The organism is Pseudomonas sp. IT-P218, from assembly GCF_949767605.1.
GTDB classification, from domain to species: domain Bacteria; phylum Pseudomonadota; class Gammaproteobacteria; order Pseudomonadales; family Pseudomonadaceae; genus Aquipseudomonas; species Aquipseudomonas putida_AE.
On sequence record NZ_CATKQQ010000004.1, the window covers coordinates 154,329 to 167,818 of the forward strand.

Consider the following 13,490-nt stretch of genomic DNA (forward strand, 5'->3'; position numbering starts at 1 on the left):
ATGGAGTCCAGATGCCAGCTCTCTACGTGATGATTCCCGCCGCGCTGTTGATCGTGGCCATCGCCGTCTACATCTTCTTCTGGGCGGTCGACAGCGGTCAGTACGACGACCTCGACGGCCCGGCCCACAGCATCCTGTTCGACGACCAGGACCCGAACCACACCGCGGCGGTCGACGAGGCCAGCGGCCACCCGCCCAAACCCGACGACAAGGCGCCGCCCCATGCTTGAATTGGCGCCGCTGCTGGTGTCGGCGCTCATCCTTGGCCTGCTCGGTGGCGGGCATTGCCTGGGCATGTGCGGCGGCTTGATGGGCGCATTGACGCTGGCTATCCCCAAGGAGCAACGCAGCCGCCGCTTTCGCCTGCTGCTGGCCTACAACCTGGGGCGCATCCTCAGCTACGCCGCCGCCGGCCTGTTGATCGGCCTGGCCGGCTGGGCGGTGGCCAACAGTCCCGCGGCGATGTTCATGCGTGTGCTCGCCGGCCTGCTGCTGATCGCCATGGGCCTGTACCTGGCCGGCTGGTGGAGCGGGCTGACGCGCATCGAAAGCCTCGGTCGCGGCCTGTGGCGGCATATCCAGCCGGTGGCCAACCGACTGCTGCCGGTGTCGAGCCTGCCCCGCGCGCTGCTGTTGGGCACGCTCTGGGGCTGGCTGCCGTGTGGCCTGGTCTACAGCACCTTGCTGTGGTCGGCCAGCCAGGGCAATGCGCTGGACAGTGCGCTGTTGATGTTGGCGTTTGGGCTGGGGACCTGGCCGGTGTTGCTTGCCACCGGGTTGGCGGCAGAGCGAGTCACGGCGTTGTTGCGTAAACGCAGCGTGCGCATGGCGGGCGGGTTGTTGGTGATGTTGTTTGGGATCTGGACACTGCCGGGGCCGCATCAGCATTGGCTCATGGGGCATTAAAAGCATAAGATCGCAGCCTGCGGCAGCTCCTACATGGGATGGCATTACACCTGTAGGAGCTGCCGAAGGCTGCGATCTTTTGATCTTGATCCTCCTTGATGCAAATCAAGATGCCCCACCCCGCCCTCGCATAAAGTGGCTGACACTGCCAGCCTATCCGGGGGAATGCCCGCATGATGCTCGACGCCATTCGTTGGGACACCGATCTGATCCGCCGTTATGACCTGGCGGGACCGCGCTACACCTCCTACCCGACCGCCGTGCAATTCCACAGCCAGATCAGCCCGTTCGACCTGCTGCATGCCCTGCGCGACAGCCGCAAGGCCGCGCGCCCGTTGTCGCTGTACGTGCACGTGCCGTTCTGCGCGAACATCTGCTACTACTGCGCCTGCAATAAGGTCATCACCAAGGATCGCGGCCGCGCGCTGCCCTATCTGCAGCGCCTGGAACAGGAGATCCAGTTGATCGCCTGCCACCTCGACCCGACACAAAAAGTCGAGCAGTTGCACTTTGGCGGTGGCACACCGACCTTCCTCAGCCACGACGAGTTGCGCCAGTTGATGGCCCACCTGCGCAAACACTTCAATCTGCTGGACGATGATTCCGGCGACTACGGCATCGAAATCGACCCCCGCGAAGCCGACTGGTCGACCATGGGCCTGCTGCGTGAACTGGGCTTCAATCGGGTCAGCATCGGCCTGCAAGACCTTGACCCTGCCGTGCAGCGTGCGGTCAATCGCCTGCAGAGCCTGGAGGAAACCCGCGCAGTGATCGACGCCGCCCGCACCCTGCAGTTTCGCTCGATCAACATCGACCTGATCTACGGACTGCCCAAGCAGACCCCGGAAAACTTCGCCCGCACCGTCGACGAAGTCATCAGCCTGCAACCGGACCGGCTCTCGGTGTTCAACTACGCACACCTGCCGGAACGCTTCATGCCGCAACGGCGCATCAACAGCAACGAGCTGCCGACACCCGCGCAAAAACTGCAAATGCTTCAGGGCACCATCGAGCAACTGACCGCCGCCGGCTACCGCTACATCGGCATGGACCACTTCGCGCTGCCCGACGATGAACTGGCGATTGCCCAGGAGGAAGGGACCCTGCAACGCAACTTCCAGGGCTACACCACCCACGGGCATTGCGACTTGATTGGCCTGGGCGTGTCGGCGATCAGTCAGATCGGCGACCTGTACTGCCAGAACAGCAGCGATCTGAACCAATACCAGAACGCCCTGGCCTCGTCACAACTGGCCACCAGCCGTGGCCTGCTGTGCAACGCCGATGACCGTTTGCGCCGCGCGGTGATCCAGCAGCTGATCTGCAATTTCAGCCTGGAATTCGCCCACATCGAACAGGCCTTCAACATCGATTTTCAAGGCTATTTCGCCGAACTTTGGCCGCGATTGCAGTGTATGACCATGGATGGCCTGATCGAGCTCGATAGCGAACGCATCACGGTGTTGCCGGCAGGTCGCTTGATGGTGCGCTCGGTGTGCATGGTGTTCGATGCCTACCTTGCGCAACACAGTCAGCAAAGGTTTTCCCGGGTGATCTAGATCCCTGCGACAAATCCGCCGCGTGCTGGCCTCAATGTCCTACAGTGGGTTACCCTTACAGCTTATGTGTGTTTTCCCACAAGGATTGAAGAAATGTCCGAGCCAGTAAAATTGCGCGCTCACACCCAGGCACATTGCAAGGATTGCAGCCTGGCCCCGCTGTGTTTGCCACTTTCTCTGAATCTGGAAGATATGGATGCGCTGGACGAAATCGTCAAACGGGGACGCCCGCTGAAAAAGGGCGAGTTTCTGTTCCGCCAGGGCGACCGGTTCGACTCGGTCTACGCCGTGCGCTCCGGCGCCCTGAAGACCTTCAACCTGAGCGATGGCGGCGAAGAACAGCTCACCGGCTTCCACTTGCCGAGCGAACTGGTCGGGCTGTCGGGCATGGACACCGAAAAGCATCCGGTGTCGGCACAGGCGCTGGAAACCACCTCGGTGTGTGAAATCCCCTTCGAACGTCTCGACGAACTGGCCCTGCAACTGCCGCAGTTGCGTCGTCAGCTGATGCGCGTGATGAGCCGCGAGATTCGCGACGATCAGCAGATGATGCTGCTGCTGTCGAAAAAGACCGCCGACGAGCGCATCGCCACCTTCCTGGTCAACCTGTCGGCGCGCTTCCGCGCCCGGGGTTTCTCGGCCAATCAGTTCCGCCTGAGCATGTCGCGCAATGAAATCGGCAACTACCTGGGCCTGGCGGTGGAAACCGTGTCGCGGGTGTTCACGCGCTTCCAGCAGAACGAACTGATCGCCGCCGAAGGCAAGGAAATCCGCATCCTTGACCCGATCCAGCTGTGCGCCCTGGCCGGTGGCTCCCTCGAAGGCTGATTCGGCCGATCGCGGCTGAGCGAAACGGTTCAGCCGCCGTTATACTGTGTCGTTTGCAGCCTGCCAGGACATCTTCGATGGTCTTCGACTCCTTCGACATCAAATCCCTCATCCGCCCCGTGATCGACTTTCCCAAGCCCGGCGTGATCTTTCGCGACATCACCCCGCTCTTCCAGTCGCCCACGGCCCTGCGCCTGGTGATGGACAGTTTCGCCCACCGCTATGTCGAGGCGGATTTCACTCATATCGGCGCCATGGACGCCCGGGGTTTCCTGATCGGTTCGGTGCTGGCCTATCAGCTGAACAAGCCGCTGGTGCTGTTTCGCAAGCAAGGCAAGTTGCCAGCCGACGTCCTGGCCGAAGGCTATGCGACGGAGTACGGCGAAGCGTTTCTTGAAGTGCACGCCGACAGCCTGTGCGAAGGCGATTCGGTGGTGATGTTCGACGACCTGATCGCCACCGGCGGCACCCTGATTGCAGCGGCGAACCTGGTTCGGCGCATGGGTGCGCGGGTTCATGAAGCGGCGGCGATCATTGATTTGCCGGAGCTGGGCGGGTCGCAGCGCCTGGAAGACATGGGGATTCCTACTTTTTGCCTGATGCAGTTTGCTCTTACCGATAAGTAAGCGGCGACTGTACTGACGCTATCGCCGGCAGGCCAGCTCCCACAGGGTTCTGTGTCATGCGCAGGATTTGCGTACGGCGTAGATCCTTGTGGGAGCTGGCCTGCCGGCGATGACGTGAGTCGCTACACAGCAAGCCTCAGAGTCCCATCTGCTTGCTGATGATCTCGTTCATCACTTCCCGCGTCCCCCCGCCAATCGAAAGAATCCGGTTATCCCGGTACAACCGCTCCACCAGGCTCTCGCGCATGTAACCCAGGCCACCGAGGATCTGCACGGCATCGTGGGTGATCCGGTCTGCGGTATCCGTGGCAAAATTCTTGGCCATGGAAATCTCCTTGATCACGCTCTTGCCCGCCGCCATCTTCGCCGCCTGCCGGTAGGTGAATTCCCTTGAGACTTCGAGTGCCGTGGCCATCTCCGCCAGACGATGCTTGATCACCTGGAACTTGCCGATCGGCTTGCCAAAGGCTTCACGCTCGCGCGCCCACTTGAGGCTCTCCTCAAGGGCAAGCTGCGCAGTCATGTTGGCCATCAAGGCCAAGGCCAGGCGTTCGTTCTGGAAATTGCCCATGATGCAGGCAAAACCCATGTTTTCGCTGCCGATCAGATTGCCTACGGGCACTTGGCAATCATCGAAGAACAGCTCGGCTGTGTCCGACGCCCACCAGCCCATTTTCTTCAATGGCCGTCCGACGGTAAAACCCGGTGTACCCTTTTCGATCAGCAACAGGCTGATGCCGGAAAAACCCGGCTCGCCGGTGCGCACCGCGACGGTGTAGAAATCCGCGCGCACACCGCTGGTGATGAAGGTTTTACTACCGCTGACCCGGTAGAAGTCGCCCTCACGCACGGCGCGGGTTTGCAGGTTGGCGACGTCGGACCCGCCGCCGGGTTCGGTGACGGCCAGGGCGCTGATTTTCTCGCCGGACAGCACCTGTGGCACGACCCGGTCACGGATTTGCGGCCTGGCCCACTTGAGAATCGGCGGCAAGCCGATGTCCAGCGACCCCAGCCCCGCCACCAGGCCTCCGGAGCCACAGCGCATCAGTTCTTCGCTGGCGGCGATCTTGGCAAACACATCGCCCTCGTGGCTGCCACCCAGGCTCTGTGGATAACCGATGCCGAGAATGCCCGCGGCGCCGGCTTTCAGGTAAAGCTCTCGGGGAAAGCTTTCGGCTTCTTCCCACTGATCGATGTCCGGCAGGATTTCGCGCTCGACGAAGCGTCTTACGCTGTCGCGGACCATTTGGTGGCTGGGGTCGAAGTATTCCTCGAAGGCAGGAATCGGCGAACTCCACTGAAGGGGTTCAGCGAAGTTAACCGAGCGTTTGCTTGGTTTTCAACAGGATTGTGTGAATCAGCGAGACCGAGGCGCCTGCATCGCCAGCAAGCCGGCTCCTACAGGGGTTCTGTATGCACCGCTAATGCCATGTGGGAGCGGGCTTGCTCGCGAAGGCGTCAGTAAAAACACCACACAACTTAGAGGGAAATCGGCTTACGCCCCGCAAACGAATGCGCCAGCGTTCCGCCATCCACCAACTCCAGCTCGCCCCCCAACGGCACGCCATGGGCGATGCGCGATGCGATCAGGCCTTTGCTGCTGAGCAATTGGGCGATGTAGTGCGCGGTGGCTTCACCTTCCACCGTCGGGTTGGTGGCGAGGATGACTTCAGTGAACGTGCCCGCCTCCTCGATCCGCGCCATCAACTGCGGAATGCCGATCGCCTCCGGGCCAAGCCCGTCAAGCGGCGACAGGTGGCCCTTGAGCACGAAGTAGCGGCCACGGAAACCGGTCTGCTCCACGGCGTAGACGTCCATCGGCCCTTCCACCACGCAGAGCAAGGTGTCGTCGCGCCGGGTATCGGCGCATTGCGGGCAGAGGTCGTCTTCGGTCAGGGTGCGGCACAGACGACAGTGACCGACCCCGTCCATGGCCTGGCTCAGGGCCAGTGCCAGGCGCGAGCCACCACTGCGATCACGCTCGAGCAACTGCAACGCCATGCGCTGGGCGGTTTTCTGACCCACACCTGGCAAAACTCGCAGGGCGTCGATCAGTTGGCGAATCAAAGGGCTGAAGCTCATGGGGAAAAGTCCGACGAAAACAACGAGACGCGGTTTATACCCGCGCCTCCGTTGAGCGTCAATTATTGCGCTGGCGCCACCCGTACCACCAACTTGCCGAAGTTGCGGCCTTCGAGCAGGCCGATGAACGCATCAGGCGCATTCTCCAGGCCATCGACCACGTCTTCGCGGAACTTCACCTTGCCATCGCGCACCCACGACGCCATCGCGCTGATGAATTCCGGCTGGCGATCACCGTAATCGTCGAACACGATGAAACCCTGGATCCGTACGCGCTTGGTCAGCAACGTGCGCTGCAACAGCGGCAGGCGATCCGGGCCGCTCGGTGCTTCGCTGGCGTTGTAGGACGCAATCAGGCCACAGAGCGGAATCCGCGCCTTGGGGTTGAGCAACGGCACCACAGCGTCGAACACCTTGCCACCGACGTTCTCGTAATAGATATCGATGCCCTTGGGGCACGCCTGCGCCAGCTCGTCGACGAAGTCCGGGCTCTTGTGGTCGACGCAGGCATCGAAGCCCAGTTCTTCAACCACATAGCGGCATTTTTCCGCCCCACCGGCCACGCCGACCACGCGCAGGCCCTTGATCTTCGCCACTTGCCCAACCACCGAACCGACTGCGCCGGATGCCGCCGCGACCACCAGGGTCTCGTCTTCCTTTGGCTGGCCGATGTCCATCAAGCCCATGTAGGCGGTCATGCCCGGCATGCCGAGTACACCCAGGGCCATGGACGGGCTGGGCAGACCCGACGGTACCGGGATGATACTGCGACCGTCGTTGATGCTGTGGCTCTGCCACCCCGTGGCGCCCACCACCAGATCCCCTTCATGAAACTTGGGATGGCGCGAACGCTCGACCCGGCTGACCGCACCGCCGGTCATCACGTCGCCGATTTCCACCGGCGCGGCGTAGGACGGCGCATCACTCATGCGCCCACGCATGTAGGGATCCAGCGACAGATAAAGGGTCTTGAGCAGCACCTGACCCTCTTCCAGATCGGGGAGCGCGACGCGCTCCATGCGGAAGTTTTCCGGTGTTGGCGCGCCGACCGGGCGCGAAGCCAGGACGATTCGTTGGTTGAGGGTCATTGGGTCGGACATGGCAGCGTCTCCTTTCGATGAATTCGGGGGTATAGGGAGCAGACCTTTGTGGCGGTATGGCGTTCGATGTTTATTCAGTTGGACCGAGGGGACTTTATCGCCAGCAGGCTGGCTCCCACAGGGATCACTTCGATCCTGTGGGAGCCAGCCTGCTGGCGATAGCGCCCGGGCAGACACCTCACTTCTTCCTGCCAGAAACAAAAATGCCAGGCGCGATGCCTGGCATTTTTTGTAACTCATCTGAGGCCTGAAGGCGAATCAGAATGGCAGTTTCATGCCCGGTGGCAGTTGCATGCCAGCGGTCATGCTGCCCATTTTGTCCTGGCTGTTGGCTTCGATCTTGCGCACGGCGTCGTTGACGGCCGCAGCGAACACCGCTTCCAGCATTTCCTTGTCATCTTCGCTCAGGCCTTCGACCAGGCTTGGGTCGATGGTCACGCGCTTGACGTCGTGACGACCGGTCATCACCACGGTGACCATGTCGCCACCGGCTTTACCGGTGACTTCGGCGTTGGCCAGCTCTTCCTGCATCTTGGCCATTTTTTCCTGCATCTGCTGTGCCTGCTTCATCAGGCCGGCCATGCCACCTTTCATCATGGGAATCACCTCAAAAGTACTTGGATTAAAACGGCGCCCGGCCCGCTCGGGCGAGCGCCTTCAGTTATTAGCCCTGACTGACCAGGGCCTCGACAGGTTCAATAGTATCGTTACGGATGACCGCACCGAACTGCTGCATCATTTGCTGGATGAACGGATCACCATGGATTGACTCCTCGGCCTCGCGCTGACGGTCGGCACGCCGACGGGACGCCGCCTGGGCCGGGGTTTCCTGCTCGGGCTTGATCAGCTCCATGGTCAGGGTCAGGGTGCGCCCGTGATACTGGTTCAACGCTTCGTTGAGGCGCCGCTGTTGCGTGGCGTTGAACAAGGCGCTGTGGGCCGGGTCCAGGTGCAGCAACCAATTGTCGCCATCGACGGCGATCAGCGTGCAGTTGGCGGCGATGCTGCCGGTCATGCCGGAGATCGGCAGGTTCGGGAACAGCTCGAGCCATTGCAGGGCCAGGCCGGTGGCAGGCGCCGCGGCGGGCTCAGGCTCGGGTTCTGCGGCCGGCTCGGCGGCGTGCTCGCTGGCCAACTCGTCGAGGTAGCTGTAGGCCGAGTCCATGTCTGGCTCGATGTAATCTTCGTCCAGCGGCGGCTCGTCATCCAGGTCCATGCCCGGCGTGGCGGCATCGACTTCGGCCACCGACGGTTCTGGAATGGGCGCGGCGGCCCACTCCGGCGCGTCCGGCACCACGCTGTCCGGCGTCGGCAGCGGCATCGGCGGCAACTCGGGCTGCTCGCTGGCGGTTTCCAGCACCGGCTCGACCGCCGGCTGCTGCACGACTGCAGGCTCGACTGGATCATTCCACGGCAGGTCGACCACTTCTTCGACCACGACCGCCTCGACCACCGGCTCAGGCACTGGCTCAGGTACTACAACGGGAGCAACCGGCGCAGGTGCCGCAGCCACGGCTGCAACAGGCGCAGCGGTTACAGGCGCAACGACCGGCGTGGCAGCCACTGATTTGGCGGAATCAACCGTGGCCTGGCTGATCCCCACTGTCTTTAGCGGTTGCCTCGGCGCGTCCGCAGTATCGGCGGGGCGGAACGCCAGCATGCGCAACAGCACCATTTCAAAGCCGCCACGGGGGTCTGGCGCCAGCGGCAGGTCGCGGCGGCCGATCAAGCCCATCTGGTAATAGAACTGCACGTCTTCGGCCGGCAAGGCCTGGGCCAGGGCCAGCACCCGGTCGCGGTCGCCGTGACCGTTGTCGACGCCTTCAGGCAAGGCCTGGGCAATGGCGACACGGTGCAGCACATTGAGGATTTCCGAGAGCACGCCGTTCCAGTCCGGGCCCTGTTCAGCCAGGTGGCGGACCGCTTCGAGCAAGGCCTTGGCGTCGCCTTCGATCAACGCATGCAGGACGTCATAGACCTGACCATGATCGAGGGTACCGAGCATCGCCCGCACGTCAGCGGCCATGACCTTGCCTTCACCGAAGGCGATAGCCTGGTCGGTGAGGCTCATGGCATCGCGCATCGAACCGTCGGCGGCACGACCGAGCAACCACAGCGCGTCGTCTTCGAACGGTACGTTCTCGACGCTCAGCACATGGCTCAAATGCTCGACGACCCGCTCCGGGGTCATGTTCTTCAGGGAGAACTGCAGGCAACGGGAAAGAATCGTTGCAGGAAGTTTCTGCGGGTCGGTGGTGGCCAGGATGAACTTGACGTAGGGCGGCGGCTCTTCGAGGGTTTTCAACAGCGCATTGAAGGAATGGCTGGAGAGCATGTGCACTTCGTCGATCAGGTAGACCTTGAAGCGCCCGCGGCTGGGGGCGTACTGCACGTTGTCGAGCAGCTCGCGGGTGTCCTCGACCTTGGTACGGCTGGCGGCGTCGATCTCGATCAGGTCGACGAAGCGCCCTTCATCGATCTCGCGGCACACCGAACACTCGCCACAAGGCGTTGAAGTGATACCTGTTTCACAGTTCAGGCATTTGGCGATGATCCGCGCAATGGTGGTCTTGCCGACCCCGCGCGTACCGGTGAACAGGTACGCGTGGTGCAGCCGCTGGCTGTCCAAGGCATTGATCAGAGCCTTGAGCACATGGGTCTGGCCGACCATTTCGCGGAACGAGCGCGGACGCCATTTACGTGCAAGAACCTGATAACTCATCGAAAACCGTCGCAGCGAAGGAAGCAGAAGCGGCTAATGCTAGCGGAGCAAGGCACAAATTGCATCCGGTGCGCTCGTCTAATCTGGCTAAGCTGCTCTTTGGAAGGATTTATCGGAGCGTTTATGCGGCTGGGCTTGGGGGCACTGCTGTTGATCAGCCTGGACGGGGCGGCCGCTGACGCGCCGTTGCGCTTCGTGATACCTGACAGTTGGGCCATGCCGATGGTGCAACTCGAACGAGGGCGGCCGACCCAGGGCATCCTGTATGACGTGATGCTCAGCCTCGCCACCCAGGTCGGCGTACCGGCGCAGTTTCACGTATTGCCCCGCGGACGGGTGCAGAGCGCCATGGAGCATGGCGAGGTGGACATTCGCTGCTACGCCGCGCAGTCCTGGACGCCGAACCAGTCCGGCGACTATATCTGGAGCATTCCGCTCTGGACGCAACCCGACTTGCTGATCAGCCAGTCCGGCGCTCCGACGTCAGTGAATCCGACTCACCTGGCCCATCAATCGATCGGCACGGTACTCGGTTACAGCTACCCGGCCCTGCAACCGCTGTTCGACGCCAACCGACTGCAGCGCGACGATGCACGCAACCAGGAACAAGTGCTGGAGAAGCTGCATGCCGGGCGCAACCGTTATGCGGTCAGCAACCAATGGACCCTGGACTGGTTCAACCAGCGATTGCTACCCCAGCAGCAACTGCAAAGGGTGGCGCTGCTGCAGGAACAAAACGTCGGCTGCTATGTGCGCAATGATCCCAAGGTGCCGGTGCAGCGCATTCTGCGCACCCTGCTGCGGATGAAGATGTCTGGGGAGATCGATGACATCATTCGGCTCTACATTGGCGGCAAGGCTGAAGCCAGGCCGTGACCGGTTGCCTGCGCCACCCGCCATTGCGCTGGCGCGACAAAACCGGCGACCCAGCCCGGCACATCGACGGCCGGCATCGGCTGCGCAATGAAATCCCCCTGGGCCACTTCGCAGCCAAGATGCAACAGCAGCTCACCGTGCTCGATACTTTCCACCCCCTCGGCGACCACCTGGCGACCAAATGCCCGGGCCAGGCCGATCACGGCCGTGGTCAAGGCCAGGTCATCACCGTCGTGAACAATGTCGCGCACAAAGGACTTGTCGATCTTGATGGTCTGGGTGCGCAGGCGCTTGAGGTAACTCAGGGATGAGTAGCCGGTGCCGAAATCCCCCAGGGAAAACTGCACCCCCAGCGCCTGGCAGGCCTGCAGGCACGCACTGACATGCTGGATGTTCTCGACTGCGACCGACTCGACGATCTCCAGGTCAAGGCGCTGCGGCGCGACCCGATCGTGCCGCGCCAACAGGTTTTGGAGCCGTTCCACGAAATCCGCCCGCTGAAAATGCCGCGCCGCAATATTGATGCTCACCGGCCAGTCATGCCCATCCTGTTGCCATCGATCCAACTGGGCCAACACCTGATCGATGACCCATTCACCGATATCGATGATCAGGTCTGTCTCTTCCACCTGGGGTAGAAATTCCCATGCGCGCACCAGGCCGTTTTGCGGATGCTCCCAGCGCAGCAATGCCTCGAAGCCGACGACCCGGCCACGGCGCATGTTGACCTTGGGCTGGAAATGCAGGCGCAGTTCGCCGTCCACCAGCGCCTGCCGTACCCGCTCGACCGTCTCGTGAGTGGCCTTGACCTCACGGTCGCGGGTCACGTCGAATATATGAAAGCGCTTGCGACCGCTCTGCTTGGCCACATACATGGCCTGGTCGGCATGCCGCAACAGGGTCCCGGCATCTTCGTTATCGTCAGGAAAGAGCGTAACGCCAATGCTGGCAAACACATGGATGTCCTTGCCATGCAGCGAATACGGTACCGATATGGCTCCCAGCACCCGGTTCAGCGCCGCCCGCAGTTGCGGCAGATCGTGAACGTACCGCAACACCAGGACGAACTCGTCACCTGCCAGCCGCGCGACCACATCCTCGCCACGCACGATGTTGCGCAGGCGCTTGGCCACCTCCACCAGCAGCAGATCGCCCGTGGCATGTCCGTAGCCATCGTTGACCGCCTTGAAGCCATCGAGATCAAGCATGCACACCGCCAGCGCAATGTTCTCCTGGCGGGAGAACTCCAGCGCCTGATCGAGCAGATCCGAGAGAAATGCACGATTGGGCAGCCCGGTGAGCACGTCATGGCCTACCCGCCATTGCAGGGAATGCAGGAGTTGCCGTTTTTCACTGATGTCGAACCGAATCGACAGATACCTCTCGACCCGCCCGGTGGCGCTATCGATCACCGGCACCATGGTGCTGTCGACCCAATACAGGCTGCCATCCTTGGCGCGATTGCAGATCTCGCCCTTCCAGATCTGACCCAGGGCGATGGTGCGCCACATCTCGACGAAAAATTCAGTGGCGTGCATACCGGAATTGAGCATGCGATGGTTTTGACCAAGCAATTCTTCACGGCTATAGCCGGACACTGCGCAAAACTGGTCATTGACGTGGGTGATCCGGCCGCTCAGATCGGTCTCGGAAAAAATCGCGGCGGCATCCACCGCCCTGCGGTACTTCTCATCCATGAGTCAGGCTCGCTGTCGCTGGCGGTGGAACCCGTTCAAGGCAGCAACACCGATGCTGGTAATATTGTGCAAGAGCTCTCGCCGCCTTGCGTGAACGCGCACTGATGGCTTTTTCACATCGTTCCATAATCTGAAACAAGCTCATTCAATGTCGCATTAGCGCGGCAATTCTACGAAATACATCACATTTTGAAAAGCAAGGTGATGGATCATGCAGTTGTCTAATGCGAAAATCTATCGTTAAGTTCTTGATTCTAAATGGGAATTGAGCGATGCACATTTCAAGTTTGGGTCCAGCCATCCGGCGGTACCGCAAGGTCGCGGGGCTTACTCAGGCTGAACTAGGCGAAAAAACCGGTTTTGACCCCAAAACCATCAGCCGCTTCGAAACCGGCACCTATACCCCCAGCGTGGATGCACTGTTCATGTTTGCCAATGTGCTGGGGGTGAAGCTGAAAGCCTTTTTCGCCGACCTTGGCGATGAAGACGAACAGCGGGCGTATCTGTTCGATGTCATACATAAAGCCCCCCCAAAGGATCTGGGAAAGCTGATTGCAGCGGTTGACCAGGCCTTGTCCAAGCCTTAGAGCCAGAAAAGAACAAAGGAGACCGACGTGTCGCGCTCGACAGGTCGCCCTCCTTTTTCCATGTCGCAGGAAAATCACGGACGACAAAAAACCGCTATGGGCAGATGCCATGGCAGTACAGGAAAAATGGTTCGAGGCAAATAACGCGAGAGAGGGTCTCGCGGTTCGTTAAGGTGGTAACCCCACCAGCCACACCCCGGCACACAATGTCACCGCTGCGGCTGCTCCCTTCCAGGCCTGACCGGGTTCACGGCTGATCGTTGCGGGGGGACCGATGGGGTCACCATAACGACGCTCACCTGACGGCGAGCCGCGCCATTGTACCTATCTGAGACGAAGTTACAACCGTTCGAGCGGATTAAAAAAAATGAGCTGGTTCAAGGACATGCAATACCCTTGAAAATCTCGTAGTGGGATCGAGATCCGACGCATGCCCCCCTGTAGGAGCTGGCTTGCCAGCGAAGGCAGCCTCACAGCCAACCCATCGCTCGCGGCCGAACCCAATCC

Annotated in this window: 13 protein-coding genes and 1 other RNA gene; 7 read left to right on the plus strand and 7 right to left on the minus strand. The window is 61.3% G+C overall.

Translation table 11 applies throughout. The features are described from left to right. Nucleotides 1-11 precede the first annotated feature (11 nt). The 5 genes from ccoS to ACM6I6_RS03640 all read left to right on the plus strand — a co-directional run bounded on the left by ccoS (nucleotide 12) and on the right by ACM6I6_RS03640 (nucleotide 3,919). A complete protein-coding gene (gene ccoS, locus ACM6I6_RS03620) occupies nucleotides 12-230 on the plus strand; it encodes a cbb3-type cytochrome oxidase assembly protein CcoS (protein ID WP_008057874.1) in 219 nt (72 codons plus the stop codon). After that, nucleotides 223-906 (plus strand): sulfite exporter TauE/SafE family protein, encoded by a 684-nt coding sequence (locus ACM6I6_RS03625; protein ID WP_323608439.1) that lies wholly within the window; start codon nucleotides 223-225, stop codon nucleotides 904-906. The genes ccoS and ACM6I6_RS03625 overlap by 8 nt, the downstream gene beginning before the upstream one ends. A 176-nt stretch (nucleotides 907-1,082) precedes the next feature. Then, complete coding sequence (gene hemN, locus ACM6I6_RS03630; RefSeq protein ID WP_414919431.1) at nucleotides 1,083-2,465, plus strand: oxygen-independent coproporphyrinogen III oxidase; 1,383 nt, start codon at nucleotides 1,083-1,085, stop codon at nucleotides 2,463-2,465. Nucleotides 2,466-2,558: 93 nt separating this feature from the next. Next, nucleotides 2,559-3,293, plus strand: coding sequence for a fumarate/nitrate reduction transcriptional regulator Fnr (fnr, locus tag ACM6I6_RS03635; RefSeq protein WP_274077968.1), 735 nt, complete (start codon nucleotides 2,559-2,561; stop codon nucleotides 3,291-3,293). A 77-nt stretch (nucleotides 3,294-3,370) separates the two neighbouring features. Next, nucleotides 3,371-3,919, plus strand: coding sequence for an adenine phosphoribosyltransferase (locus tag ACM6I6_RS03640; protein WP_414919424.1), 549 nt, complete (start codon nucleotides 3,371-3,373; stop codon nucleotides 3,917-3,919). Between the two features lie 136 nt (nucleotides 3,920-4,055). On the opposite strand, the gene ACM6I6_RS03645 is transcribed toward ACM6I6_RS03640, so the two are convergent. The 5 genes from ACM6I6_RS03645 to dnaX form a co-directional block, all read right to left on the minus strand. Continuing rightward, nucleotides 4,056-5,165 carry an acyl-CoA dehydrogenase family protein gene (locus ACM6I6_RS03645; RefSeq protein WP_414919425.1) on the minus strand — a complete coding sequence of 370 codons (1,110 nt, stop codon included), beginning with the start codon at nucleotides 5,163-5,165 and terminating at the stop codon, nucleotides 4,056-4,058. A gap of 233 nt (nucleotides 5,166-5,398) precedes the next feature. Continuing rightward, nucleotides 5,399-6,001, minus strand: a complete 603-nt coding sequence (gene recR, locus ACM6I6_RS03650; RefSeq protein ID WP_274077966.1) for a recombination mediator RecR — start codon at nucleotides 5,999-6,001, stop codon at nucleotides 5,399-5,401. Nucleotides 6,002-6,063: 62 nt separating this feature from the next. Next, entirely contained in the window at nucleotides 6,064-7,101 is a 1,038-nt protein-coding gene (locus ACM6I6_RS03655; protein ID WP_414919426.1) for an NADP-dependent oxidoreductase, read from the minus strand. A 258-nt stretch (nucleotides 7,102-7,359) separates the two neighbouring features. Further along, nucleotides 7,360-7,698 (minus strand): YbaB/EbfC family nucleoid-associated protein, encoded by a 339-nt coding sequence (locus tag ACM6I6_RS03660; protein WP_007933349.1) that lies wholly within the window; start codon nucleotides 7,696-7,698, stop codon nucleotides 7,360-7,362. A 67-nt stretch (nucleotides 7,699-7,765) separates the two neighbouring features. Further along, nucleotides 7,766-9,823 carry a DNA polymerase III subunit gamma/tau gene (dnaX, locus tag ACM6I6_RS03665; protein ID WP_414919427.1) on the minus strand — a complete coding sequence of 686 codons (2,058 nt, stop codon included), beginning with the start codon at nucleotides 9,821-9,823 and terminating at the stop codon, nucleotides 7,766-7,768. A gap of 123 nt (nucleotides 9,824-9,946) precedes the next feature. On the opposite strand from dnaX, the gene ACM6I6_RS03670 reads away from it, so the two are divergent. Then, nucleotides 9,947-10,699 carry a substrate-binding periplasmic protein gene (locus ACM6I6_RS03670; protein ID WP_274077963.1) on the plus strand — a complete coding sequence of 251 codons (753 nt, stop codon included), beginning with the start codon at nucleotides 9,947-9,949 and terminating at the stop codon, nucleotides 10,697-10,699. Here the strand turns inward: ACM6I6_RS03670 and ACM6I6_RS03675 are convergent. Further along, the gene (locus ACM6I6_RS03675) at nucleotides 10,666-12,396 is read right to left on the minus strand and encodes a putative bifunctional diguanylate cyclase/phosphodiesterase (protein WP_414919428.1); all 1,731 of its coding nucleotides are present in this window, start codon (nucleotides 12,394-12,396) and stop codon (nucleotides 10,666-10,668) included. The two genes, ACM6I6_RS03670 and ACM6I6_RS03675, sit on opposite strands and share 34 nt — an antisense overlap. Before the next feature lie 272 nt (nucleotides 12,397-12,668). Between ACM6I6_RS03675 and ACM6I6_RS03680 the strand changes: the two genes are divergently transcribed. Continuing rightward, entirely contained in the window at nucleotides 12,669-12,983 is a 315-nt protein-coding gene (locus ACM6I6_RS03680) for a helix-turn-helix domain-containing protein (protein ID WP_046819450.1), read from the plus strand. Between the two features lie 180 nt (nucleotides 12,984-13,163). Here the strand turns inward: ACM6I6_RS03680 and ffs are convergent. Next, an RNA gene (ffs, locus tag ACM6I6_RS03685) (signal recognition particle sRNA small type) lies at nucleotides 13,164-13,260 on the minus strand. Nucleotides 13,261-13,490 lie beyond the last annotated feature (230 nt).